General features: G+C 58.1%; 22 protein-coding genes and 3 pseudogenes. 9 read left to right on the top strand and 16 right to left on the bottom strand.

What is annotated here, in order from left to right; all coding sequences use genetic code 11:
• Positions 1-15: 15 nt before the first annotated feature.
• The 3 pseudogenes from ACA044_RS11550 to ACA044_RS11540 form a co-directional block, all read right to left on the bottom strand.
• Positions 16-321 (bottom strand): annotated as a pseudogene (locus ACA044_RS11550) (KUP/HAK/KT family potassium transporter); the annotation flags it as partial.
• Positions 278-603: pseudogene (locus ACA044_RS11545) on the bottom strand (AzlD domain-containing protein). The pseudogenes ACA044_RS11545 and ACA044_RS11550, both read right to left, overlap by 44 nt.
• Positions 600-878, bottom strand: a pseudogene (locus tag ACA044_RS11540) (AzlC family ABC transporter permease); the annotation flags it as partial. The pseudogenes ACA044_RS11540 and ACA044_RS11545, both read right to left, overlap by 4 nt.
• On the opposite strand from ACA044_RS11540, the gene ACA044_RS11535 reads away from it, so the two are divergent.
• Complete coding sequence (locus ACA044_RS11535; RefSeq protein ID WP_497446449.1) at positions 793-1512, top strand: LysR substrate-binding domain-containing protein; 720 nt, start codon at positions 793-795, stop codon at positions 1510-1512. The pseudogene ACA044_RS11540 and the gene ACA044_RS11535 sit on opposite strands and share 86 nt — an antisense overlap.
• Before the next feature lie 19 nt (positions 1513-1531).
• On the opposite strand, the gene ACA044_RS11530 is transcribed toward ACA044_RS11535, so the two are convergent.
• Entirely contained in the window at positions 1532-2230 is a 699-nt protein-coding gene (locus ACA044_RS11530) for a tRNA (adenine(22)-N(1))-methyltransferase (protein ID WP_497447208.1), read from the bottom strand.
• A gap of 308 nt (positions 2231-2538) precedes the next feature.
• Here ACA044_RS11530 and ACA044_RS11525 point away from each other — a divergent pair, with 308 nt between their 5' ends.
• Positions 2539-3969, top strand: coding sequence for an IS1182 family transposase (locus ACA044_RS11525; RefSeq protein ID WP_497446448.1), 1431 nt, complete (start codon positions 2539-2541; stop codon positions 3967-3969).
• Between the two features lie 447 nt (positions 3970-4416).
• On the opposite strand, the gene ACA044_RS11520 is transcribed toward ACA044_RS11525, so the two are convergent.
• The 4 genes from ACA044_RS11520 to ACA044_RS11505 all read right to left on the bottom strand — a co-directional run bounded on the left by ACA044_RS11520 (position 4417) and on the right by ACA044_RS11505 (position 8364).
• A complete protein-coding gene (locus tag ACA044_RS11520; protein ID WP_497446447.1) occupies positions 4417-5415 on the bottom strand; it encodes an NADP-dependent oxidoreductase in 999 nt (332 codons plus the stop codon).
• A 78-nt stretch (positions 5416-5493) separates the two neighbouring features.
• On the bottom strand, positions 5494-6363 hold the full coding sequence (locus tag ACA044_RS11515; protein WP_497446446.1) for an alpha/beta fold hydrolase: 870 nt from the start codon (positions 6361-6363) through the stop codon (positions 5494-5496).
• Positions 6364-6408: 45 nt separating this feature from the next.
• Positions 6409-7197, bottom strand: coding sequence for an SDR family NAD(P)-dependent oxidoreductase (locus ACA044_RS11510; RefSeq protein WP_497446445.1), 789 nt, complete (start codon positions 7195-7197; stop codon positions 6409-6411).
• 66 nt (positions 7198-7263) lie between these two features.
• The gene (locus tag ACA044_RS11505; protein ID WP_497446444.1) at positions 7264-8364 is read right to left on the bottom strand and encodes an alkene reductase; all 1101 of its coding nucleotides are present in this window, start codon (positions 8362-8364) and stop codon (positions 7264-7266) included.
• 147 nt (positions 8365-8511) lie between these two features.
• On the opposite strand from ACA044_RS11505, the gene ACA044_RS11500 reads away from it, so the two are divergent.
• The 3 genes from ACA044_RS11500 (at position 8512) to ACA044_RS11490 (ending at position 10348) form a co-directional block, all read left to right on the top strand.
• Positions 8512-9093, top strand: a complete 582-nt coding sequence (locus ACA044_RS11500; RefSeq protein WP_497446443.1) for a TetR/AcrR family transcriptional regulator — start codon at positions 8512-8514, stop codon at positions 9091-9093.
• A gap of 177 nt (positions 9094-9270) precedes the next feature.
• Positions 9271-9714: a GNAT family acetyltransferase gene (locus ACA044_RS11495; RefSeq protein ID WP_497446442.1), complete on the top strand. Its 444-nt coding sequence runs from the start codon at positions 9271-9273 to the stop codon at positions 9712-9714.
• 130 nt (positions 9715-9844) lie between these two features.
• The gene (locus tag ACA044_RS11490) at positions 9845-10348 is read left to right on the top strand and encodes an SPOR domain-containing protein (RefSeq protein WP_497446441.1); all 504 of its coding nucleotides are present in this window, start codon (positions 9845-9847) and stop codon (positions 10346-10348) included.
• Positions 10349-10561: 213 nt separating this feature from the next.
• Here the strand turns inward: ACA044_RS11490 and yiaY are convergent, their stop codons facing one another.
• Both yiaY and ACA044_RS11480 read right to left on the bottom strand, forming a co-directional pair.
• Complete coding sequence (gene yiaY, locus ACA044_RS11485) at positions 10562-11710, bottom strand: L-threonine dehydrogenase (RefSeq protein WP_497446440.1); 1149 nt, start codon at positions 11708-11710, stop codon at positions 10562-10564.
• A gap of 535 nt (positions 11711-12245) precedes the next feature.
• Positions 12246-13403 (bottom strand): trans-sulfuration enzyme family protein, encoded by a 1158-nt coding sequence (locus ACA044_RS11480; protein ID WP_497446439.1) that lies wholly within the window; start codon positions 13401-13403, stop codon positions 12246-12248.
• A gap of 44 nt (positions 13404-13447) precedes the next feature.
• Here ACA044_RS11480 and ACA044_RS11475 point away from each other — a divergent pair, with 44 nt between their 5' ends.
• The 4 genes from ACA044_RS11475 (at position 13448) to ACA044_RS11460 (ending at position 16106) form a co-directional block, all read left to right on the top strand.
• A complete protein-coding gene (locus tag ACA044_RS11475; RefSeq protein WP_497446438.1) occupies positions 13448-14263 on the top strand; it encodes an AraC family transcriptional regulator in 816 nt (271 codons plus the stop codon).
• Positions 14264-14378: 115 nt separating this feature from the next.
• Entirely contained in the window at positions 14379-15119 is a 741-nt protein-coding gene (locus ACA044_RS11470) for a Mut7-C RNAse domain-containing protein (protein WP_497446437.1), read from the top strand.
• Positions 15120-15210: 91 nt separating this feature from the next.
• Positions 15211-15612: a hypothetical protein gene (locus ACA044_RS11465; protein ID WP_497446436.1), complete on the top strand. Its 402-nt coding sequence runs from the start codon at positions 15211-15213 to the stop codon at positions 15610-15612.
• Between the two features lie 212 nt (positions 15613-15824).
• A complete protein-coding gene (locus tag ACA044_RS11460) occupies positions 15825-16106 on the top strand; it encodes a DUF3303 domain-containing protein (protein ID WP_497446435.1) in 282 nt (93 codons plus the stop codon).
• A 145-nt stretch (positions 16107-16251) separates the two neighbouring features.
• On the opposite strand, the gene ligD is transcribed toward ACA044_RS11460, so the two are convergent.
• The 6 genes from ligD to ACA044_RS11430 all read right to left on the bottom strand — a co-directional run bounded on the left by ligD (position 16252) and on the right by ACA044_RS11430 (position 24144).
• Entirely contained in the window at positions 16252-18819 is a 2568-nt protein-coding gene (ligD, locus tag ACA044_RS11455; RefSeq protein ID WP_497446434.1) for a DNA ligase D, read from the bottom strand.
• A 461-nt stretch (positions 18820-19280) separates the two neighbouring features.
• Entirely contained in the window at positions 19281-19916 is a 636-nt protein-coding gene (locus tag ACA044_RS11450; RefSeq protein WP_497446433.1) for a LysE family translocator, read from the bottom strand.
• Positions 19916-20698 (bottom strand): SDR family NAD(P)-dependent oxidoreductase, encoded by a 783-nt coding sequence (locus tag ACA044_RS11445; protein ID WP_497446432.1) that lies wholly within the window; start codon positions 20696-20698, stop codon positions 19916-19918. The genes ACA044_RS11450 and ACA044_RS11445 overlap by 1 nt, the downstream gene beginning before the upstream one ends.
• Positions 20695-21891: an ATP-grasp domain-containing protein gene (locus ACA044_RS11440; RefSeq protein ID WP_497446431.1), complete on the bottom strand. Its 1197-nt coding sequence runs from the start codon at positions 21889-21891 to the stop codon at positions 20695-20697. Before ACA044_RS11440 ends, ACA044_RS11445 begins: the two co-directional genes overlap by 4 nt.
• The gene (locus ACA044_RS11435) at positions 21888-23144 is read right to left on the bottom strand and encodes an ATP-grasp domain-containing protein (protein WP_497446430.1); all 1257 of its coding nucleotides are present in this window, start codon (positions 23142-23144) and stop codon (positions 21888-21890) included. The genes ACA044_RS11440 and ACA044_RS11435 overlap by 4 nt, the downstream gene beginning before the upstream one ends.
• Positions 23145-23187: 43 nt before the next feature.
• Positions 23188-24144, bottom strand: a complete 957-nt coding sequence (locus ACA044_RS11430) for a TauD/TfdA family dioxygenase (RefSeq protein ID WP_497446429.1) — start codon at positions 24142-24144, stop codon at positions 23188-23190.
• Positions 24145-24268 lie beyond the last annotated feature (124 nt).

The raw sequence follows: 24268 nt of genomic DNA, 5'->3' as shown, positions 1-24268 counted from the left end.
CCCATGAGCCCCCTGGATGGTGGCCAGCGTGGAGCGCGCGACCATCGGTAACAGTGCCCATTCAGGCGCGAGCAGATAGAACGGTTTGCGCACAGTCTCCGGGTTTCCCAGGATCAAGGCGCCTTGGCCAAAGTAGTTGAGCACCAAACCGGGCAACACGAGAATGAACCAGGCACGAGAAATCGGTTTTCGACCAAAGTGACCCATGTCGGCATACAGAGCCTCAGCACCGGTCAAGGCAAACACGACAGCACCCAGGAATCGCCACCTAGACGCATTACAAATCCAATAACTTGAATAGCCACAGCGCCCCCATCCCAACCGCCAGCGTCAGGACAGTATTTCGAGTCTGCCAAGCGACCCAGGCAGCAATAATGGCGGCGGGTATCTGAGGGTTATACAACACGAATTCACCCTGCCCATTGGGGTACACCACGGCGGGTAGTACAAGGGCGCCAGCACACTCGCCGGTACGTAAAGCAAGGCCCGACTCAGCAGCGCCGGGATTCGCAACCGGCCATACAGTTCGACAAAGGAAAGACGCATGGCGAACGTTCCCAGACCGACCGCCAGGAACAGCCCCCACAAGGCCAAATCACTCATCGTGTCTCCCTCTCGACGTCATGGGTCAGCGCATCGTTCAAGGGGCTTTTGCGAACGTTCTCAATCAACAGACCTGCCATGACACCGCCGATGGAAGCGGTTACCCGCCCAAGGTTATAGGGCATATCGACCGCAAACACGGCAAGCAACCCGCCGACCAAGGCGGCGCCCAGACTCGCCGCGCTACGTATGCCGGGAACGAGAAGCGCCAGAAAGGAAAGCGGTATGGCAAAGCTTAAAGACCAGGTCTCGGGGATGCTTGCGCCCACTCTGACCCTATGCTGCTCACCCGCCTTATCGGCTCTTTGGCTATCCCACAGACTGAAAGACTTCTTCAGCGCCAATCCCGATGTCGACCTGAATGTCATCACCACTCAGCATTTTCTTGTCATGGTGCCTGGGATAAACCCAGACATCTTCATTACCCAGACAAGTGATCTACGCCCCGGCTATCTGCGAATACCCTTGTTCCATGAAGTCGTCTATCCCGTGTGCACTCCTCGTTATCTGGAGGCTCATCCAGAACTGAGCACCTTGGAGGACATGCGCAACAGCGTACTGCTGGACCTGAACCCTTATGGCCGTTCCCAGCTGTCAGAGCAGGTCGACTGGAATGTGTGGTTCGCTCTCCAGTCCCACGATCTACAGATCCCGGCCTCAGAAAGCCCGCACTACTTCAGCAGTAATGACTACAGCCTTCTTGTGCAAACGGCGCTGGATGATCAAGGTCTCGCTTTGGGCTGGGATCACCTGGTGAGACATCTGGTACAGCAGGGGCGCCTGGTTCGGCCTGTTACGGAGGAACTGACGCTCAGGGAGGCGGTTCAGTATCTGATGATCAATGAGAAAAAGTCAGAGGATCCGGCGTGTCGTCGCTTGAAGGATTGGCTGGTTGCTCAGTTCAAGTGAGGTGGGGAATAACGCGCGCCTATTTAGCCAGCAACTCGGTGATCCACCGGGCCTGCCGGGCGACGCCCTGCACCTTCTCCTCGGGCACGGCCTGCCGCGCCCGGGCGAAATTGGTCAGGGTCTTCTGCTTCTGGCGCAGCATGCGCTGCCACTTGGCCAGGAACGCCGGGCTGCGTGCCTGCATCTGCAGCGGGCCGAAGTACAGCTCCTCAGCGGTGTACATCACCGGCCCGGCGCACTCGGCGACGATGATTTCGTAGTCGAAGCGGTTTTCCCGCAGCACTTCCTCGCAGAGGATGCGGTAGCCATTTTCCATCAGCCATTGGCGCAGTGGCTGCTCGCCGCCGTTGGGTTGCAGGATCAACCGCTCCTGCCCACTCAGTTGCGCCTTGCCGCTGTCGAGAATGTCGCGGATCGTCTCGCCGCCCATGCCACAGATGCTGATCGCCGTGATCCCGTCTCCCGGCTCGATTGCCGTCAGGCCATTGGCCAGGCGCACGGTGATCCGCAGGTCCAGGCCGTTCTCGCGCACGGCGCGTTCGGCCGAGCAGAACGGCGTCAATGCCACCTCGCCGGCCACCGCCGCCGCGATGGCGCCACGGCGCATCAACGCCACCGGCAGGTAGCCGTGATCCGAGCCGATATCGGCCAGGCGCGCACCTGCTGGCACATGCGCCGCCACGCGCTCCAGGCGCATGGACAATGTCTGTTCGTTCAACTGCAGCCCCTTTTCACCACGAACGTCCGGCACCTTTGGCCGGATCGGGGCGAGATTCTGTCGAGCAACGCCGAGCATTTCAAATTTATGTGACAAGGGCCATGGCTCGACCCGTACCTGCCGCTCGCATATCGGCCCAAAGCGAACCCTGGTTATGGGCCGTTTTTGGCCGACCTTTGCGGAGCCTGAGAGGTTGCAATGGGTCGATTTTGGTCAGTCGTGACAGGCAGCTATCGGCCCAGAGTGTGTAAAAACGCCTTCGCAAACACTTGCTATGATTTCTGAGGATTTCATCGCAAGGATCGCCCATGAAGCGCTTTATCCAAGGTGAGCATCGAGGCCAAAGCACCTTACTTCCCGAGAGCCTCGACGACTACGTCAGCGATACCAATCCGGTGCGCGTAGTCGACGTCTTTGTCGACGAACTCGACCTGGTCAATCTGGGTTTTGAAGGTGCCATTCCAGCCGATACTGGCCGGCCTGCTTACCACCCCGCGATCTTGCTAAAGATCTACATCTACGGCTATCTCAACCGTATCCAGTCGAGCCGACGTTTGGAGCGAGAAGCCCAGCGAAACGTCGAACTGATGTGGTTGACCGGGCGTTTGATGCCGGACTTCAAGACCATCGCCAACTTCCGAAAAGACAACAGCAAGGCCATCCGAGGCGTCTGTCGCCAGTTCGTTGTGCTGTGTCAGCAGTTGGGATTGTTTGGAGAAAATCTGGTCGCCATCGATGGCAGTAAATTCAAAGCAGTCAACAACCGCGACCGTAATTTCACCAGCGCCAAACTGAAACGGCGCATGGAAGAAATTGAATCGAGTATCAATCGTTACCTGGCGGCACTCGATGCTGCCGATCGGCAAGAACCAACAGCTTCCGAGCCCAGCGCCGTGCGGCTGGAAGAGAAAATCGCCAAGCTCAAAACTCAAATGAAGGAGCTTCAAGCGATCGAAATTCAGCTCAATGAATCGCCGGATAAACAGGTCTCACTGACCGACCCAGACGCCCGCTCCATGATGACGCGCGGCACGGGAATCGTCGGCTACAACGTGCAGACAGCGGTCGATACTCAGCACCATTTGATCGTTGCGCACGAGGTGACCAACGTCGGTTCCGACCGCGATCAACTCAGCTCGATGGCCAAGCAGGCCCGCGAGGCGATGGCGTCAGATACGTTTTCGGTGGTGGCTGATCGAGGTTACTTCAAAAGCGAACAAATCCTGGCTTGTCACGATGCCGGCATCACCGCCTATGTGCCCAAGCCGATGACCTCTGGAGCCAAGGCTGACGGACGTTTCAATAACGATGCCTTTGTCTATGACGCGGCAAAAAACGAATACATTTGCCCGGCTGGAGAGGCGCTGATCTGGCACTATTCCTATGTTGAAAAAGGCCTGAAGCTGCATCGTTACTGGAGTTCGAAATGCCAGGGCTGCGCGTTGAAATTGCAGTGCACACCGAGCACGGAACGACGAGTTCGACGCTGGGAGCATGAAGCCGTATTGGAGGAAATGCAGCTTCGGCTGAGCAAAGCACCGGAGATGATGCGAGTCCGAAAACGGACGGTTGAGCATCCCTTCGGGACGCTCAAACAATGGATGGGTGCGACGCACTTCCTGACGCGAAAGCTGGCCGGGGTGAGTACGGAGATGAGCTTGAATGTGCTCGCCTACAACTTGAAACGGGTCATGAAAATCATCGGTACCCATCACTTGATGAAGGCGCTAACGGCCTAAAAACCGGCCTGTTCTTACGTGTCCCGATGATCTGGCGCGTTGCTGGGGTGGTTTAGCTCATCAGGAAGGGACATCGTGCCTTGATCAGGCTACGAAGCCGGACAGCCGCTCAGCCTTGAAGATCGAAACGGGATCTAGCGTTTTTACACACTCTGGGCCAAAAGCAGACAATCAGAGAGTTGTGTGCTCGCTCCAGACTATGAAATTAAATCTCAATTGAAATAGCTGAAGAGAGGCGCCGTACGTAAAAGAGTGGAATGAACCATTCCTCACTACTGCACAAGCATCAAGCTACGCCAAATGATCATCGGCGGTTTCACAGGCGAGTGTTCCTGTGGCAACTGCTCCTGTGTTTGCCTGTTGTGTGGAGGTGGTTCCGCTGGTTCAGGTGCCGGAGTCTGATCCTCGGCAGGAGGCGCGTTATTTGCTGATATTTTTGTAGGGTACTTATTTGATCGTTATGGTCACTTTTCCTTTTGATCTGCCCAGCTCGACATAGCTCAAGGCATCCGACGTCGATTGAAAGGAGAAGGAACGGTCGATGACCGGTTTGATGACTCCAGCCTCGATGAGCGTGGTGATTTCTTTCAGTTGAGCGCCGTTTGCACGCATAAACAAAAATGTGTAGCTGACACCGTGCTTGCGAGCCTTTCTTCGGATACCGCTGCTCAGCAGGCGCATCACTTGCCGCAACCCCCAGGACAAGCGTTGCTGTTGGGCGAACTGCGCCGTCGGCGGCCCCGAAATGGAAATGAGCTGGCCGCCAGGCTTGAGAACCTTGAGTGATTTCTCCAGTACATCGGCGCCCAGGCTGTTCAACACCACGTCATAGTCGTGCAATTCGGTTTCAAAATTTTGCTTTTTGTAATCGATGATTACGTCCGCTCCGAGCGCCTTTACCCACTCGACATTCGGCGTACTGGTGGTGGTCGCAACAAAGGCTCCAAGGTGTTTCGCAAGCTGGATAGCGATGGTGCCGACACCGCCGGAACCGGCGTGAATCAGTACCTTCTGGCCCTTTTTCAATTGGGCAGTTTCCACCAGCGCCTGCCAGGCCGTCAGAGCGACTAAGGGGATGGAAGCAGCTTCGGCCATGTTGATATTGGAGGGCTTCAGTGCGAGCGCGTCCTCGTTCACGGCTATCAGTTGCGCAAACGTCCCGATCCGACTCTCAGGAGGGCGTGCATAGACCTCGTCTCCTGGCTTGAATAGCTTTACCGCCGAGCCTGTGCGAACCACTGTCCCGGCCAGGTCATTGCCTAATATCAATGGAAATGAATAAGGCAGGATCAGCTTGAATTCGCCCGTTCTGATCTTCGAATCCAACTGGTTCACGCTCGTGGCATGCACTTGAACCAGAACATCGTGGGCACCTGGTGCAGGGTCGGGCACTTCGCCGATACGCCCGTTCTGCTTGCCATAGCCGTCGATAAAAAATGCCTTCATGATGATGCTGCTCTCGTCAGTTCGAATGAGGATGTGGCAGTGGCCCTTACAATATTGATGCGATAAGACTCGATGCTGTCAGGCATCAAGGAACGCCAACGCCTTCGCCACGAAATCAGCATGGTGCTGGAAAATCCCGCCGTGCCCGGCGTCTTCGTAAATGATCAACTGTGCGTCGGGAATGCGGTTCGACAGTGCAATCGAGTTCACTGTGGGCACCATGATGTCGCTATCTCCGTTGGCTATCAGTGTCGGAACTCGCAGGAGAGCAAGGTCTTGCGGCGCCTGTTTGCCCCACGCAGTGATGGCTTTCAACTGCCGTAGAAAAGCCCGGGGTGCTGGACCTTTGTCCCGATCTTTCTGGCGTTCCTTCAGCCTCTTCAAAAACTCAGACGCGGCGCGGCGTCCGTTGGCCGTCGAGGTAAAGAACAGGTAGAACTTGGGGTCTCGCAACGTCAGCAAGCCTTTGACAATCAACGGCCACGCTACCGAACCGACCTTATCGATGCCTGCGCCACCGGCAGGTCCGGTCCCTGTGAGGATCAGTCTGCGCACCCGTTCGGGAGCCTTCAGGGCGATATCTTGAGCAACAAAGCCGCCGAGTGAAAAACCGAGCAGGTCGACCTGATCAAAACCCAGCGCGCGAATCAGACCTATCCCATCGTCAGCCATTTCACCAACGGTCAGTGGCGCAATTCCACCCGAGCCACCGATGCCGCGGTAGTCGGCGGCGATGACACGTCGTGTGGTTGCCAATCCATCTATGATCCGTGGATCGAAGTTGTCCAGCACCGCCCCCCAATGATTAAACAGAACGAGAGGTACCGCATTCCTGGGCCCCAAGTCACGGTAGACGAAGGGTATCCCGTCAACCGTTATCGATTGGTTAGCTGCCTTGATGAACGGCATCTGCAATCCAGAGTGGTTTTCTGTACACGTGAGGCTCATTTTTTTCCGTCCGATTGCGAGGCGAGGCCGGCATGCTCTAAAAAATCAGGCAGGGCCTTGGTATCGTTGCGCAACAACGGACTGTTTGATCTGCGAAAGCAGGCCCTGACGCGCTGTTTGCAGGGCATCCCAGCATTCACCTTCTTGCAGCGGTGGGATAGTCACCGGCTCGCGACGGTCGAAACCGACCAGCGCGGCATCGACCAGGTCACCCACTTCCATGATGTCGCTTAAAGTATTGATGTCGATACCGGCGCGATCCCAGATCTCTGTGCGGGTGGCGGCCGGCAGAACGGCTTGCACGTAAACACCTTGGGGTGAGAGCTCCAGGCTAAGGCCCTGGGAAAGGAACAGCACAAACGCCTTGGTCGCCCCGTAGACCGACATGCCAAACTCGGGAGCCAGACCGACCACCGAGCCAATGTTGATAATCGCACCATTCCCCGCTTTGGCCAGACGTGGAGCGATGGCACTGGCGAGACGTACCAATGCGGTCGTATTGAGCGCTACCAGATGCCCGACGCTGTCGGTGCTTTGTTCGATGAAGTTGCCCGACTGCGCGGCGCCGGCGTTATTGATGAGGATGCCAATGCTGGCGTCATCGCGCAGGCGCGCTTCGACGTTCGCCAAATCGCTGAGCTGGGTCAAGTCCGCTTGAAGGACGTCGATGGCAACTTTGTGTTCGCTGCGCAACTTGGTTGCAAGTATTTGCAGACGCACATGGTCGCGAGCGACCAAGATCAGATTGTGCCCGCGTTGAGCGAAACGCTCGGCATAAACAGCGCCGATGCCGGTGGAGGCGCCAGTGATCAGAACGGTGGGACGAGTGTTCATGGCTTCATCTCTTTTCAGGTACGTCGATAAGGGTTGATGCGCAAAGCAAGCGCAATCACATTGTGTTCAGCTCGCAGCAGCGCTCGACTCTGCAATTGTCGGGTAGTCGATGTATCCCGCCGCACCGCCGCCATAGAGAGTGGCTGGATTGAAGGCGGACATTGGAGCGCCGGTCTTGAGTCGCTCCACCAGATCAGGGTTGCCGATAAAGGGGCGGCCAAAAGCGATCAGGTCGGCCTTGTCTTCAGCGAGTCGCGATGTGGCCAAGTCCAAGTCATAGCCGTTGTTGGCGATGTAGGTGTTCTTGAAGCGCCGGCGCAAGGCTTCGAAATCGAAGGGCGCCACTTCGCGAGGCCCGCCAGTCGCCCCTTCGACCACGTGCAGGTAAACGACCTCCAAGGCATTGAGTTGATCGACGATGTAATCGAACTGCGCCTGTGGATTGCTGCTTGAAACACCATTGGCCGGCGAGACGGGCGAGAGGCGAACGCCAGTGCGATCAGCACCGATTTCGCTGATGACCGCTGCGGTCACTTCCAGCAACAGGCGCGCACGGTTTTCGATTGAGCCACCATAGGCATCGGTACGCACGTTGGCGCCGTCCTTGATGAATTGATCCAGCAGATAACCATTCGCACCATGGATTTCCACACCATCAAAGCCTGCCGCAATAGCGTTCGTCGCCGCTTGGCGGAAATCGTTGACGATGCCGGGCAGCTCGCTGATATCCAGCGCTCGCGGCTCGGAAACGTCCTGAAAACTATTGTTGACGAACACTTTGGTCGCGGGGCGAAGCGCTGAGGGGGCTACCGGAGCAGCACCGTTTTCTTGCAGGTCAACGTGTGAAACGCGGCCCACATGCCACAGCTGCAGGAAAATTTTCCCGCCCTTTGCGTGGACGGCATCGGTCACCTTACGCCAGCCCTCAATTTGCGCCTGAGTGTAAATGCCGGGGGTGTCCTGATAGCCCTGCCCCTGTCGGGAGATCTGCGAGGCTTCGGAAATCAGCAGGCCTGCGGTGGCGCGCTGGCTGTAATAGACAGGTGCAAACTCACTCGGCACGAAGCCCTCGCCTGCGCGGTTTCGCGTCAGAGGGGCGAGAACGATTCGGTTCGACAGCGTCAGAGAGCCAAGCGTGTAAGCGGTAAACAGATTCTGGTCGCTCATGTGATCTTTGTTCCGTGCTCGTTGATAAGTAGTCATGTTGCTTTCGATTATGATGATGATCGAAATCTAAGCTGTCAACGATTTTGATTACGTCCAACATCTATGTATCATTGGCGCATGATTTTTGGCGCACATGAGGTGTTGCACATGAGAGTGACCAAGGCCCAAGCCCAGGCAAATCGGCAACACATCGTCGAGACGGCTTCTGTGGTGTTTCGCGAGCGAGGTTTTGACGGTGTAGGTGTGGCCGACCTGATGGCGGCCGCCGGATTCACCCATGGTGGTTTCTACAAACACTTCGGCTCAAAGGCTGACCTGATGGCCGAGGCCTCCGCCAACAGTCTTTCCCGATCACTGGCTGGCGCCGAAGCACTCGACGTTCAGGGGTTTATCGATGTGTATGTGTCGAGAGATCACCGGGACGGCCGCGGCAGCGGTTGCACCATGGCTGCTTTGTGTGGCGACGCAGCGCGCCAGTCCGACGAGTTGAAAGCGGCGTTTGCCGAAGGGATAGAGCGCACGTTGCAAACACTGGGGGAAAAGTATCCATCGGGGCCAGACACGCCGCCGGGGGAAGGGAGAGTGAAGATGATCGCCATGCTGGCGCATGCTGTCGGCGCGATCATGTTGTCGCGCGCCTGTCCGGATGACTCATCGCTGGCCGATGAAATACTTGAGGTTTGCCACGCTCAGATGACTGCCTCATTGCCTGTCCAGTCGCAGATTTAGTCGTAGGGACGAACGTCTCACAGAGCGTGCTGCCTCGCTTTCACCGCGACGTTGGATGCACGCTCGAATGTCCGCAATCGGCCCTTCGCGACAGGCAGCAATCAGCCCAAAAGAAGACAGTAGACAGTACCCTCAACAGGGGGATAGCGTCAGCCCTTTCAATTCGAGGACTGTGCCATGGATGCTATTGCCGACTATTCAAACGAACACCATCGACTTTCCGTCATGGAACTATGGGAAACCGTATTCGGTTACGAAACCGCGCATAACACCCCCAGCCTTGCTATCGACAAGAAGCTGGCCCTATCGGATGGCCTCTTTTTTGTTGCTCTAGCGGGAAATGAAGTTGTTGGCACCGTTCTGGTAGGGTACGACGGCCATCGTGGATGGTTGTACTCGGTTGCGGTGCATCCTTCACATCGTAGAAAAGGCATAGGAGCAAACCTGATCCGTCATGCTGAGGGCGCCTTGACCGCCCGGGGGTGCATGAAAATCAACCTGCAAATTGTCAGCGCAAATGAAAACGTCAAAACCTTCTACGAGTCACTGGGCTACTCGATCGAACCACGTATTAGCATGGGGAAAAAAATCGAATCGAATATCGTGATGCCTGGAAGGTAGTCCTGAGGAGTGTCCGCCAGGAGTCGATTGCAACCTTTGTTCTCTATTTGTGGCGTTGCTGACAAAGAGTAGATATTTTGATGAGCCCGGTCAGCGGGGTTCTCACTCAAGTTTCAAACAAGGAAGTGCAATGGGCATCCCACTCCCCCTCTGGCTCATTCTCACGAGCGTGACCGCTTACGTTGCGAGTACACGCGGACGATCAGGGCCAAGATGGTTTGCAATCGGGCTTTTCCTTCCCGGCGTAGCCCTGATCGCCGTGTTGTTAATGCCACGGTTGGCAAAAACCGGTGTTGACGCCCTAGTGCACGAAGATCTGCGCCCCTGCCCTGCCTGCACCCAAGCCATCAAAGCTGCAGCCTCACGATGTAAGCGCTGCGGAGCCGAAGTGGAGCCTATCGCCCTGAGGAATCGCAGCGGCTGGGTAGCACGCATTACTGCCCATACCGATGAAGAATTTGAACGGATGGCTGCACAGATGATGCTAATCGACATACCAACAATACTCGATGAAGCGCCCCACGTTTTCGCAGGCCCGTTTGAAGAAAAGGCCGAGGCGCAAAACATGCTCAGATACCTGAAGTCCAGCCATGACCTGGATGGACTGGTGACGTGGCGGTCAGTAACCAGGTAACAAGACACTCCCATCATCGCGCCTGGCCTGTCTGCATACTTTGCTTACATGGAAACCGCAACACGCATAGGCATCACCCGCACACTCAAGGAATGGCGAGCTACTCAGGGCTTGCCGGGATTCAAAGTCGAGTAACCCGTGAAGAACCAAAAAAAGCCCCGCACTTCAACCGAAGGCGGGGCTTTTGATCTGGCTGGCGTCACTTCACATCGGTTACATCGCGGTATGGAAAATCTGCTCGATCTCGTCCTGATTGGCAGGACGCGGATTGGTAAAGCCGCAGGCATCCTTCATGGCGTTGGTTGCCAGGATCGGGATATCGTCGGCCTTGGCGCCCAGTTCGGCGAGACCGCTCGGAATACCGACATCCGAAGACAGTTTACGGATGGCGGTGATGGCCGCGGCGGCGCCTTTTTCCGCATCCAGATGCCGGGTGTCGACACCCATTGCGTTGGCGATGTCTTTAAACCGGGCCGGGCATACGCTGGCGTTGAAGCTGGCGACATGGGGCAGCAGGATCGCATTACAGACGCCGTGGGGCAGGTCGTAGAACCCTCCCAGTTGGTGCGCCATGGCGTGGACATAGCCCAGCGAAGCATTGTTGAAGGCCATGCCGGCAAGAAATTGCGCGTAGGCCATATTTTCCCGGGCGGTCATGTCGTCACCCTGGGCAACGGCAGTGCGCAGGTTGGCCGAGATCAATTCCACGGCCTTGAGTGCACAGGCATCAGTGATCGGCGTTGCCGCAGTCGACACATAGGCTTCGATAGCGTGGGTCAGCGCGTCCATGCCGGTGGCGGCGGTCAGGCCTTTGGGCATGTCTGCCATCAACGAAGGATCGTTGACCGACAACAGAGGGGTGACGTTACGGTCGACGATGGCCATTTTCACGTGCCGGACTTCATTGGTAATGATGCAGAAACGGGTCATTTCACTCGCCGTTCCGGCGGTGGTATTGATCGCGATCAACGGCATCTGTGGCTTGGCGGATTGATCCATGCCTTCATAATCACTGATGTGCCCGCCGTTGGCGGCGCACAGGGCAATGCCCTTGGCGCAGTCATGGGGTGAACCGCCGCCCAGGGAAATAATGAAATCACAGTCGCTGCGACCAAGCAGCTCAAGGCCTTTCTCGACATTGCTGACCGTCGGATTCGGTTTGGCGCCATCAAACAGGGTGGAGTTGATGTCCTGCTGAGCCAGAAGGCTGGCTACCTTGGCGGCCACGCCGGCTTTGGCCAGGCCTGCATCAGTGACGATCAAGGCTTTACGGAAACCATATTTGCGGATTGCGAGCATTGCTTCGTCGAGACTGCCAATGCCCATCATGTTCACGGATGGAATGAAGAAGGTGCTGCTCATGATAAATCCTCTTTTATTCTGGAAACCCGGAAATCAGGTGAGGTCTTGTACTCATATCGCAGGTTGTGAGGCTCGTCTGATGGTCATCATTGACGAAGTTCAGCGGGAGACGGTGCAGCATCAAGTGTTCAGGCGAACAGTGTTTAAGATGCAGAGGTGGATGGGCCATCGCAGCCGGTATCTTTTGATCATGGGATTGAGCCTAAGCCTATGACGCCAGACTGGAATGGTCCTTTAGCTTTCATTGGCACCTCCTTTAGTACTGGGAGGTAATGCGCCCCGACAAGGCCGGCGCGAGACATGTGGCGAGGGGCGTGCTCCCGCTGGGGCGCACAGCGGCCTTAAAAAAACCCACTCAATGACTATTCCCCCCAATGAGGAATACATAGTTCGGGCTTCTCAGTTGATTCTGCCTAAAAGGCTAGAACTGGTGCCCACTTAAATTTTAAGTGCACACCATGTCTTGGCTTTGCGAGACTGGGTAGATAATTTGGCCGTATGACTATGGAACCTGATTCGATTCAGTTGCCCAGGTTCATTCGCCCATTTGATCAAACGCGTGAGCCAGATCTGCACACAGATCTGGCGCGTGTTCGAGCCCGATGTGCAGGCGAACGAGCCGCCCTTCGTCCGGCAGAGTCTTAACCGTGCGCAGTTCGTATGGGATTGCGGGCATCACTAAACTCTCAAAACCGCCCCAACTGGTACCCAGACCAAACAAGTTCAGCGCATTGATAAAGCGTTCAAACGCGGCTTCGTTGCAGGATTGCAATTCGAAGGTAAAGGGGCCGGCGCCACCGGAAAACTGCTTCTTCCAAAGTTCGTGCCCAGGATCTGAGGCCAACACTGGAAACATCACGCGCTTGACCTTCGAATGCTTGCACAGCCATTCAGCGACCTCGATTGCGTTGGCTTGATGCCGGGGCATGCGCACGGCCAGTGTTCTCAATCCGCGCAAGGTGAGCCAGCAAGAGTCTGGGGAAGCATGTGAGCCGTAGCGGTCACACCATTTGCGCGCAGTGTCCAATGTCGAGTAAGCGCCGGTAATCAGACCGAGAATGACGTCTGAGTGGCCATTGATGAACTTGGTGGCCGCATGAATCGAAATATCGATCCCCAATGCATGCGCGTTGAAATACACCGGTGAACCCCAAGTTGAGTCGCAGGCAACCGGTATGCCTCGTTCATGCGCCGCCACGCAAATTTGCGTGATGTCCGACATCTGCATCGTCAATGACGAAGGAATTTCGACGAAGACAAGGCTCGTATCGTCATTGATCAGTTGGCTCACTTCGGCGCTGTCATTGAAGAAGCTGATCGTCGTGCCGAGTGCTGTCAGCGATTGCTCGCAGAATGCGCGGGTCGGGCCATACACACCGCTGTAGACCAGAATATGTTTTCCCGGCCCCGCATGTGCGCCTAGTACTGCCGCGATAGCGCTCAATCCGCTGGAGGTCGCGATGCAGCTTTCGGCTTTCTCAAGGCGCGCCATGGCCTCTTGTAACTCAAACGTGGTGACCGTGCCCGAGCGCCCATAACGTGAAGATTCAAAAACCCTGCCCTGATACGACTGCCGGTATTCCTCCAGGGTGTCAAACACCACCGTTGACGCACGCACCAAGGGCGGATTGACAGCGTGAACCGCTGCGGCGCTGGTACGTCCCAGGTGAACAAGATCAGAATCACGATGCATGATGGCCTCGATTCAAGTAGTCAGAGTCCTATAGTATGTTTGGCATGTCAGACTCCATCAGCCAAAATACATCGTCGAAGCGCCATAACGACCCCGTTCAATTTCGCCTATTGGCGAAGCGGTATGAGCGTGGTGCTGTGTTGCCTTCGCACGAGCACCAGAATGGGCAACTGGTGTTTGCGTTGAGCGGCACGATGTTGGTTGAGACCCCCCTGAGTCGCTGGACGGTACCGCCGCAACGCGCGCTGTGGATACCTGCGCATCAACCGCATGCCATTCAGATCCTGTCGGATGTCGAGATGCGAACGGTGTATTTCCAACCGGCGTTCTTTGCCAACATTGCCGGCTTTGCGCATTGCAACGAGGTGCATGCGGTTGTGGCATCCACCTTGATCAAGGAGTTGGTACTGGGCTTGTTCGAGCAGCCGCGCGAGGGTGAAATGCGCGATCTGATGGTGAATCTACTACTGCATGCATTGTGCGAATCGGCCTGCCTACCGACGCACTTACCGATGCCGACTGACGACAGGCTGCGCGCGGCATTGATGGAACTGATTTCAGGCAATCAGTGGCATTGGCCAATCTCTGAAATTGCGTATCGTGCAGCCATGTCTGAACGCACTTTTACGCGGCGCTTTACCGCAGAAGTAGGCTTGAGCTATCGCACCTGGCATCAACGGGCACGTATCGTCGCCTCACTGGATCTACTGGCATCGAATCGATCCGTCAAATCGGTTGCGCACATTTTAAAGTTTGCGAGCGCCGCGGCTTATGTGGCGGCGTTTCGAAAAATAACAGACAGTACGCCACGTGCATTTCAATCCACGGATTCAACACGACACCACGCCTCAGTAAAGTAGGTAACGACACTTTGGGTCGATTACAGCCCCTGACGACAGGCAGTAGTCGGCCAAAAGCGGACGATTCTTGCGCCTTCAAAGCGACTCATCCGGCAGCCCTGCCATACTGTTCAGCATGACCAGTGCTACCTTCCGCTTCTACGAGGAGCTCAACGATTTCCTGCCGGCCGAACGGCGGCGGCAGTCCTTTACCTGCGCGTGCGCACGAGGGGCGACGGTCAAGCACATGATCGAGGCGCTCGGGATACCGCACACCGAGGTCGAGCTGGTGCTGCTCAACGGCGAGTCGGCGGGCTTCGAGCGGGTGATTTTCGACAGTGACCGGCTGGCGGTGTATCCCAAGTTCGAAGCGCTGGACATCAGCCCGCTGCTGAAGATTCGTGCGCAACCTTTACGGGTGCTGCGCTTCGTCGCTGATGCGCACCTAGGCGGGCTGGCCAGCCTGCTGCGCATGAGCGGCTTCGACACCCTCTACGACAATGGCTTCGAGGATGGCGAAATCGCCGAGATCGCTGCGCAGCAAGGACGCATCGTGCTAACCCGCGACCGCGAACTGCTCAAGCGGCGGATCATCAGCCACGGCTGTTACGTGCATGCCCTGAAACCGTCGCTGCAGCTGCGCGAATTGTACGAGCGCCTCGACCTGGCGCGTAGCGCGCGGCCCTTCAGCCTCTGCCTTCATTGCAACCTGCCGCTGCACGAGATCAGCCCGGAACTGGCTCGGCCGCAGGTGCCGCCACGCGTTGGCGCCCTCTATTCGCACTTCCTGCGCTGCGACGCCTGCCAACGGGTTTACTGGGAGGGTTCGCACTGGCGCGGCATGTGTGCACTGCTGGCACCTCTGCTGGACCGATAACCGAGCGCATCGGGCCGGATGCGTTGCCGGGGATAACTGGCACAACAACCCCATGGGCAAACCCGATCAGAGCGCTCTATGATTGAACCCCATGACGACCTCTCTTCCGATCCGCCAACCCTGCCCGCCCGGTGCCTGCATCTGCGAGCGTGAGCAGCTGTTGGAAACTCCCGGCATGGACCTGCGCATCCTGAGCCTGACCCAATCAGAAGAGAAGCGCCTGATCGAACGTCTGGAAAACCTTCAGAGCCTGAGCGACCTGGAGCGTCTGCAACGGCGGATGTATGAGCAGTTGGGTCTGCGCGTTGAGATCGTCCCGGGTTTCAATGAAGTGCGCACCATGCGCGGTATCAATATCACCTTGGGAGAACTGCCGGGCCTGTGCCGCAAAACCCGTCAGTCGATCCCGGCGGCAATTCGCCGAGGGCTGGAGAAGCACCCGGAAGTTGCCTACGAGCTGCTCAATGCCAACGACTTGTTGCGTGATGCCTGATGGTTTACTCCGTTATCCCGATACGTTCGTTCGAATGCCCTGAAACAGGATCAGCGGTCATACGCGCAACGCGAGCCGCTGCTATGCCTTCTCATGGGAGAACGGGTTTCAGGCCAGCCAGGATGGAGCTGCAAACACAGGCGTGACCGTGGCCCCGGCGCCAGCCAGGTGCGCGAAGATAAAAGGTGCCAATCCGTAGCAGGAGGTGGCAAATGTTATTCATGGTCAGTTGGTCCATCAGTCCGCAACATCGCAACAGCGCGATCGAACGTTTTCTCAAGACCGGTGGCGCGCCACCCGCAGGCGTCAGCATGCTGGGGCGCTGGCATGCCGTCGGCGGTTCGAGCGGTTTTGGCATTGCCGAGGCCAGTGATCCGGTGGCGATACAGAAGTGGGTGCTGGAATGGAGCGACCTCATGAGCATGGAAGTCCACGCGGCATTGACCGATGAACAGGTGGCGCCGCTGCTGGCCGCTGCGGTCGGCAAACAATAGTCCTCCAGGCGGCGAGCCTGTGGTGAGGGGGCTTGCCCCCGTTGGGCTGCGAAGCGGCCCCAAAATCTCTGATGTACCAAAGATCTTGTGAGTGCTACGCACTCAAACGGGGGCAAGCCCCCTCGCCACCTTCCTTCTTGATTCACTACTTTTTCATCCCGACCCGCCGCCGCATGTCGGCGGTAATCGTCTGCCGGGTTTTCTTCAGGTCGGCCCAGGGTTCATCGCCCACCTCGGCCAAGCGCTCATGCACGGTGTGCAGGTTCCATTGATTGGCGCCCTTGAGCTCGGCGACCTCTTCCCGAAAGATCGGCACCGACACCGGCAGCCCTTCGCGGGTGCGCACGGCATAAGCACAAATAGTGGTGGCACCCAGACCATTGCGCAGGTAATCGATGAAGATGCGCCCGACACGGTTTTTCGGTCCGGACACCGCGGAAAACCGCTCCGGCAACAGCTTGGCCATGTGGCTGACGATCGCGTGGCTGAAATCCTTGACCTCGTCCCAGCCGTGTTTGCGGGTCAGCGGTACGACCAAGTGAATTCCCTTGCCGCCGCTGGTTTTGAGAAACGCCTTGAGCCCCAGTTCATCGAGCACCGTGAGGGTCAACCGGGTCGCTTCGACCATGCTCTTCCAGGGCAGCGCCGGGTCCGGGTCCAGATCGAGGACAAAACGGTCGGGTTTGTCCAGATCGACTGACGTGGCATTCCAGGTGTGCAGTTCCACTGTGCTCATCTGCACCGCGCCGATCAGGGCTTTGGCGTTGTTAATGACCATCATCGGTTGGCCCGTCAGTGCCTTGTCCAGGATGGCGATTCCGGGAATGGCCAGACTCTCTGCGTTTTTCTGAAAGAACAGTTCGCCGGCGATGCCGTCCGGCGCGCGCACCAGCGCCACCGGCCGGTCCTTGAGTTGCGGCAGGATCCACTCGGCGACGCTGGCGTAGTACTCCGCCAGTTGCATCTTGGTGGTGCCGCTGCTGGCATCGATCACCCGGTCCGGGTGCGTGATGCGCACTTTGCCGCTGGCAAGGCCGACTTGTGACGGTGCGGGTGCGGCTTGGGTGGTTTTCTTTTTAGTCGCTGAGATTTTCACGGTTTTCGGCAGCTCCTCTGTGATTCCTTCGGCAGGCTTGTCGTCACGCAGACCATGGAACACGGCGTGGCGCACCGAGCCGTCCTTGGTCATTTCGGCAAAGGCCACTTCCGCCAGCACAGTGGGTTTGAGCCAATGCACACCCTTGGCTTCAAAACCGCTAGGCGGATTGACCACCGACGGTTTTTTCGTCTGCAGCGGTTTCAGTTGTTCATAAATACGCTTGAGGGTCGCCTCGTTGAACCCGGTGCCGACCTTGCCGGCATAGCGCAACTCACCGCTGTCGCGGTCGTGCAACCCCAGCAGCAACGCGCCAAAGGCACTGCGCGCGCCTTTGGGGTCGGTGAAGCCGACCACGATGAATTCCTGCCGATGTTTGCACTTGAGCTTGATCCAGTCGCTGGTGCGCCGGGACACGTAAGGCGACCCCAGACGCTTGCCGATCAAACCTTCCATCTGCATTTCGCAGGCGCTGTTGAGCAAGGCCTCCGGGGACTCGCCGAACGCGTCGGAGAATCGCAACAGCGGGTTTTCATTGAGTTTGAGCACAGTCGCCAGTGCCGCCCTGCGCTCTTCGACGGGCACTTCACGCAGGTCCACGCCATTGAGGTAGGGCACATCGAACAGGTAGTAAACGATGCTGGCGCTACGGCCGGCATCGAACGCATTTTGCAGCGCCTGAAAATCCGGAACGCCCTGCTCGTTGGCCACCACCATTTCGCCGTCGAGCCAGGCCGATTCCAGGCCCAGCGCCGCTAACGCCTCGGCTTGCCCGGGCAATTTGTGGGTCCAGTCGTGGCCATTGCGGGTGAAGAGTTTGACCTCGTCGTGGTCAATGCGCGTCATGACCCGGTAGCCGTCGAATTTGATCTCATAGCTCCATTCGCCACTCGGAGCGGATTCGACCAGCGTCGCCAGTTCAGGCTTGAGCAATTCCGGCAACTTGGCCTTGCGGGCGCCCGTCAGTTGTGGCGACTTTTCCCTGCGTGCCTTGGCCGGGGCTTTTTTGATCGGTTTAGGCTTTTCAGCGCCATGCTTTTTTTCCACGATAGTGCGCTCGCTGAGCACGCTGTCGGGCTCGGCGGCGACCACGTCGTATTCGCTATCGGGTCTGGCGGCGCTGTCCTGATGTTTGATCAGAAACCATTGCTCCTGCTTGCCCGGCATGTGGGTGCGCACGAGGTTCCACAGGCCGCCGAGCTTTTCCCCTTGCAGCTCGAATTTCAGTCGGCCCTTGGTGTACGCCTTGGCCGGATCGTCCTGGGGAATCCACACCCCGCGGTCCCAGACGATCACGTCTCCGGCACCGTAATGCCCTTCGGGAATGGTGCCCTCAAACGTGGCGTAATCCAGCGGATGGTCTTCGACGTGGATTGCCAGGCGCTTGAGCTTGGGGTCCAGCGACGGCCCTTTCGGCACCGCCCAACTTTTCAGCGCGCCATCGAGTTCCAGGCGAAAGTCATAATGCAGGTGCGAGGCGTCATGTTTCTGAATGCAGAACTGCAGCGCATGCGCTTTGCCTTGTCGTCTGCCTTTAGCGGGTTTGGAAACACCGGCAGGCTCGGGACTTTTTCCGAAGTCCCTCATGTTGTTGTACTTTTCGAGCGGCTTGCCCATGGCGCCCTCCACAGGGTTTATGACTGAATCAAACCGTTATTGTCATCAGACCCCGGATGAGTGCGCGAAGGTTCAAGGAAATCAACCACTGGAGGAGGCGTAGGGATATAGATCGAATGGCGAATCGAGGTGCTGATTGAGCAGGGAAAAGTTTTTTGAATTAAATCCCCCGTGGCTCCGCCAAATGACAAGGCCCGCCATTGGCCGCAATGCTGTTCACTTAAGAGCGTCTTGAGTCAGTGAGTAACCTGTGGCGAGGGAGCTTGCTCGCGCTTGAGTGCGTAGCACTCACAAAAATCGGCGATTGTTATCAGATTTTTGGGGCCGCTACGCAGCCCAACGCGAGCAAGCTCGCTCGCCACAAAGGTAGGCATGACTGAAGAGTCGCGCTTAAGTGAACAGCATTGCCGCTATTGGTCGGGCCTCGTCGTTGCAGGGCTTGCGAAACACTCGGTCTTTTATCAGGTGAGCGGTTTGCGCAGCAGGATATCGACCGCGAAGACGCCCAGAACAGTCCCGGACACCCAGCGTTGGGTGCGCATGGCAGAGGGTCGCTTGGCCAGGAATCCGCTGACCCGGGAGGCGGCGAGGACGATCATGCCGTTCACTGTCACGGCAATGGTGATCTGTACCAGCCCCATCTGGATGAATTGCTGGAAGGTAGACCCTGCGGAAGGGTCGATGAACTGGGGAATCAGCGCGGAATACATCAGCGCAATCTTCGGATTCAGCAGGTTCGTCACCAGCCCCATGGTGAACAGCCGTCTCGGCGAGTGAGGTGGCAGTTCGCGCGCCTCGAAGGGGGAAGTCCCCCTGGGCTTCAGCATGTTCCAGGCCAGGTAGCCCAGATAGAATGCGCCTGCGATCCTGACGACGTCGTAGGCTACTGGCACCGCCTTGAACAAGGCCGCCAATCCCAGTCCCGCAGCCAGCAGGTAGCACACGAAGCCTAGCGCCACACCCGCCAGCGAAATCATCCCGGCCAGCCGCCCTTGGGAAATCGCCCGCGAGGTCAGGTAGACCATGTTGGGACCAGGTGTCAGAACCATGCCCAAGGAGATGATGGCCACACCGGCCAGGTTTTCCAGCGCCATCATTAGCGTGCTCCTTCGTTCAAAGGGGATTTGTCCGCCTGCGGCTGCTCGAGCCAGCCGAGACTGCCGCGGAACAGCGCATGCTGAGCGCGCTGTGCCACTGGCCGAACCACGATTTCGTCGACATTAACATGGGCGGGCTGATCGGCAACCCAGGCCGCGACTTGGGCGACATCGTCCGCGCTCAAAGGCCGGTCGACACCCTCGTAGATGGCACTGACCCGTTCGGCGTCGCCGCGAAAACGATTCAAGGAAAACTCTGGCGTATGCACCATGCCGGGGAGCACCTCGGTGATGCGCACCGGTACGCCCTTCATCTCCAGTCGCAAGGAATGGGTCAGCGCGCGCTGAGCACTCTTGGCCGCGCAATAGCCGCCTCCCCCCTCATAACCGGCCAGCGCAGCCGTAGAGGTAATATTGACGATACACCCTTGGGATGCAATGAGCCGGGGCAATATCAGTTGGGTCATCCGCAAAGTCCCCAGTACGTTGCTGTTGAACATGTTCGTCCAATCCTCGGCACTGGCCCGGTCTACCGCATCCAGGCCGATCGCACCGCCCGCACAGTTCACGAGAAGATCGCACTCAAAAATCTGCACCAAGTCCTCTTCTCGCGCTTGTGTCACATCCAGCGCAATGGCGTGTCCGCCGATTTCACCAGCAATTTGCTCAAGCCGATCACCCCTGCGCGCCACAAGGAATACCCGCCAGCCACGACTGGCCAAGGTACGGCTGCATGCCTCACCAATGCCACTGCTGGCACCTGTAATAACTGCTGTTTTCAAGATTGAGCTCCCCATGGCTCGGATAACTGTTCGAAGATCTTCCCCACGTCACGTACCAACGCGTGACGATCGAAGCTACGCAGGCGAAGGCGGGTGCCAGCGCCCTCATAAACACCGCTGGCGAAGCGATCCAGGTTCTGCGGCTGAGTCCAGTACAGGGTACCCAAGCCATCGCGCGGCGAGCTGTTGCGGCGGGCGATCACCCATGCACCCCGCTCGCGGTGCAATGGCCTGCCCTCCTTGCTAAGGCTGCGCGCAAGGTCCCTGTAGCGGGTAGACGCCCCTGTCTGGAGTTCCCAAGCGATCCCCAGCAGGTCGATATCCCTTACCTCTCGCCAGAGGAACGGGATTTCGGCTCCACCGACTCGGGCACCGATTTCCAGGAACAGCCATTTGTCATCCAGGTCGAACAGTTCGAGGTGAAAGACGATTTCTCGCTCAGGCGCGAAAACTGCCAGCAGTTGCTCGACGCGCCCCGCAATCCGCTGTTCGTCGTCGCCCTCCTCGAGTTCGATGCTACCCAGCGGGCTGTCCGGACCGAAATCGGCACAGCTATTCACATAACGCGACGCCGTGACGACCACAATCCGTTGCCCATCCCACCAGCCGTCTACGTGCAGGATGGGGGCCGCGCAGTAAGCCTGGACCATCATCGGCTCCGTTGCCTGCCGGATCTGATCAAGATCCCCTGGGCCGCGAAGAAACTTTACGCCGCGACTCGCCGTGCCATAGCGCGGCTTGAGCACCAGCGGATAGCCGTGTTCGGCCGCCAGTCGCTCCACCGCTTCGCGGGAATCGGCGGGCGAGGCAGGCAGCACGCCGATCGACGTTTGCCGGCCAGCGACCTCCAGCATAGTGAGCTTGTCGCGGAACCGCTCGGTCCAGGCGACAAGATCTCCCGGTATCTGCCATCGCTCGCGGATAGAAGCAGCATTGAGCAGGTCGCCCTCATTGAGGGCAACCACCAGCGCTGGAACGCCATGTTGCTCGACCAAGTGCTCAACCTCGACCATGACCGCCTCGGCATCGTCCAGTGAGGCGAGCGTCGAGCTTGACGCCAGACGCTCGCTCGGCAGGGACGCAAGGGATTCAGGCGTGCAGATCGCCCGAATTTGCATGCCTGCAGGCAGTTCGTATTGGTCATAGAGCGCTTGGCAGCCTACCCAACGGTGCAAGCACAGGACATATCTCATGCCGTGGGGTCCACGATGAAGTGGACCGCCGCCACCAGTTCGTCGCCGAGCCGAACGGCGTCCTCGCGCGAGGAGCCTGTTGCCAGGACATACCCTGAAACGCAGTCGGCAACGGTGTCGAGCGGCGGAATCTTGTCGCCCTCATGCTTCTGGATGACTACGGCACGCTCGGCTGCGCCCAGTTCGAACAGGAACGGCAGGAACACCAGTGGAGTCTCGCCTGGCTTGGTATGGCGCACATCGACGTCAGGCTTGAGATCGAGCTCGACCTTTCTTACCTTGCCAGGCGTCGGTACGAAGAACTGGATCGCGGCACCCGCTATCGGCTCGGGCGACACATCCGGCAGGGTGTCGATACCCAGTGGCACAGTCAGGAACATGCGGTTCAGGTCCAGGCCGAACGCACGCCGCACCAGTTCCGGGGCACCCGAGCCCGCCAGGCGAGCGTGGGATTCGAGTACACGAGGACCTTTCGGGGTCAGCACGAACTCGCTGTGGGAAGGACCTTCCTCCAGCTCTACGGCGTCGAGCAGGCGGCAGGTCATTTCCTTCAGCTCGCTCAGCCATTTCTTGGCATCAGTGCTCGGCGTGCTGACCTCCCACTCAACGTATTTGTCGTTCATGCGGTACTGGGAGTAACCAATCGGAAGGTGGCGCCCCTTGAACGAGAAGGAGTCGACGCTGACGACCGGCCCTTCCAGGTACTCCTCGATGATAATGTGCTTGACGTCGGCATCCTGAAGCGCTTGCCAGGCCTTGGAAGCGGAGGCTTCGTCATCGCAGGGATGGATATGCAGGCTGGCTACGCCTTCGGCTGGTTTGAGAACCGACTTGCCATGCTCTTTGACGAACGCGATGGCATCCTGCGCACTGGTGACATGGCAATAGGCTACCGGACTCAGGTTGTGCTCGACCAGCAACTCGCGCATGGCCACTTTGTCCTTGAGCAGGCGCGCAGTCTTATAGGAAACCCCGGTGAGGCCGAAGTGATCGACCACCTTGCCCGTTGACTCGCCCGCCACTTCGGTGGTGGTAATGATGCGATCGAACGGACGGTCGCGGTGCAGGGGCTCGAGGACCTTGATAATGGCCTCGGCGTCGTCAAGCCTGGCATGCACCACCTGCTCGCAATGGGCGAGGATCTCCTGCTCGTAGTCACCCTCTTGATGCACCAGTACTACGTCGATGCCCAGTTCTTTGGCACCGTGAATAGGCGCGGGGCGGCCACCGACTACTGCGATACGCTTGTTCATGCATGAACTCCATGTCTATCGTGATGGTTTTTGAAGAAAAGGCTCAACTGCCGTACACCCTGCGCAACCAGCGCGCCTTGCCGTTGAGCAGGGGCTGGAACGCCTTGCGTCGGTGCAGCACGCGGGCATTTTTGAAAATGAAGAAGTCGCCTGGCTGCAGCACCACCTCTATACCCTGGGCATCACGCAGGCACTGGCGCAGGAGCGCAAGAGCCTTTTCGCTGTCCAGGTCGAGCGCGGCCACGATGCCATCGTCAAAGCGCAGGCGATAACCGCCATCGTCCTGCTCCAGCACCGGCAGCACCCTCGGCTGGCCATCGAAGCCCTCGTTGGAAGCGGGGGCACCAAAGGTGTAGGCAGCCTTCTGCAACTGGGCGATCGCCCAGGTGGGCAGCTGTGAAAGGACATGATCCACACAAACAATGTCGGTGGAGGCACCTTCAAAGTTACGCACGGCGGTGAAGGCCAGGAAATTCGGCACGGAAGTCGCGACATTTCGGCTTTGATCGGCGAAGGGCCAATTGGGGTTGTCGGTGTGCCAGAAAAACTCCACATCGGCCCCCCACGAGCTCGTGGTGCCCGCGGCCTCCGGGACCGGAACGACGTTTCTGACCAGCTTGCCGAAGTTTTCATACTCGACTGCATGCGGCCTGACATCCAGCAGCCGCAGCATGCCAAAGTGCAGCAGATCAAAGTCAAGAACGCACTCGGCATTGGGCAGGAAGCCATTGAGCGGCGTCGCGACGTCCGTAGAGATCGAAATGCCTCTGATCAGCAGCGCTTTGTTCGGGCTGGCAGGAAATGCGCGAATCGCCTCGACGATATCCCGGCCCAACACGGTGCCGAGCCAGTCCCCGCCAACTGCGCCCACACTGTCAGCACAGTGCGGCGTTTCGGCCAACCTCACGCGACAGCCCTCCAGCCCGGTCAGGTCGGGATCATTGACGGTCATCACCTGTACCAACGACGCCTCCTGAACATCTATGGCCATGACGCTCATAATTTGCGGTTCAGGTATGAGGTGACCTTGGGGTCCGGCCGATGGGCGAACGCTTTAGTTCGCCGGATAAACACCCCCAGCGGCAGGATCAGGTAGAGCAGAACATAATCCATAGTGCACCTTC

Source organism: Pseudomonas sp. LBUM1673, from assembly GCF_059695645.1.
Note: the sequence above shows the minus strand (reverse complement) of the source record. Positions and strands in the feature narration are given on the sequence as shown.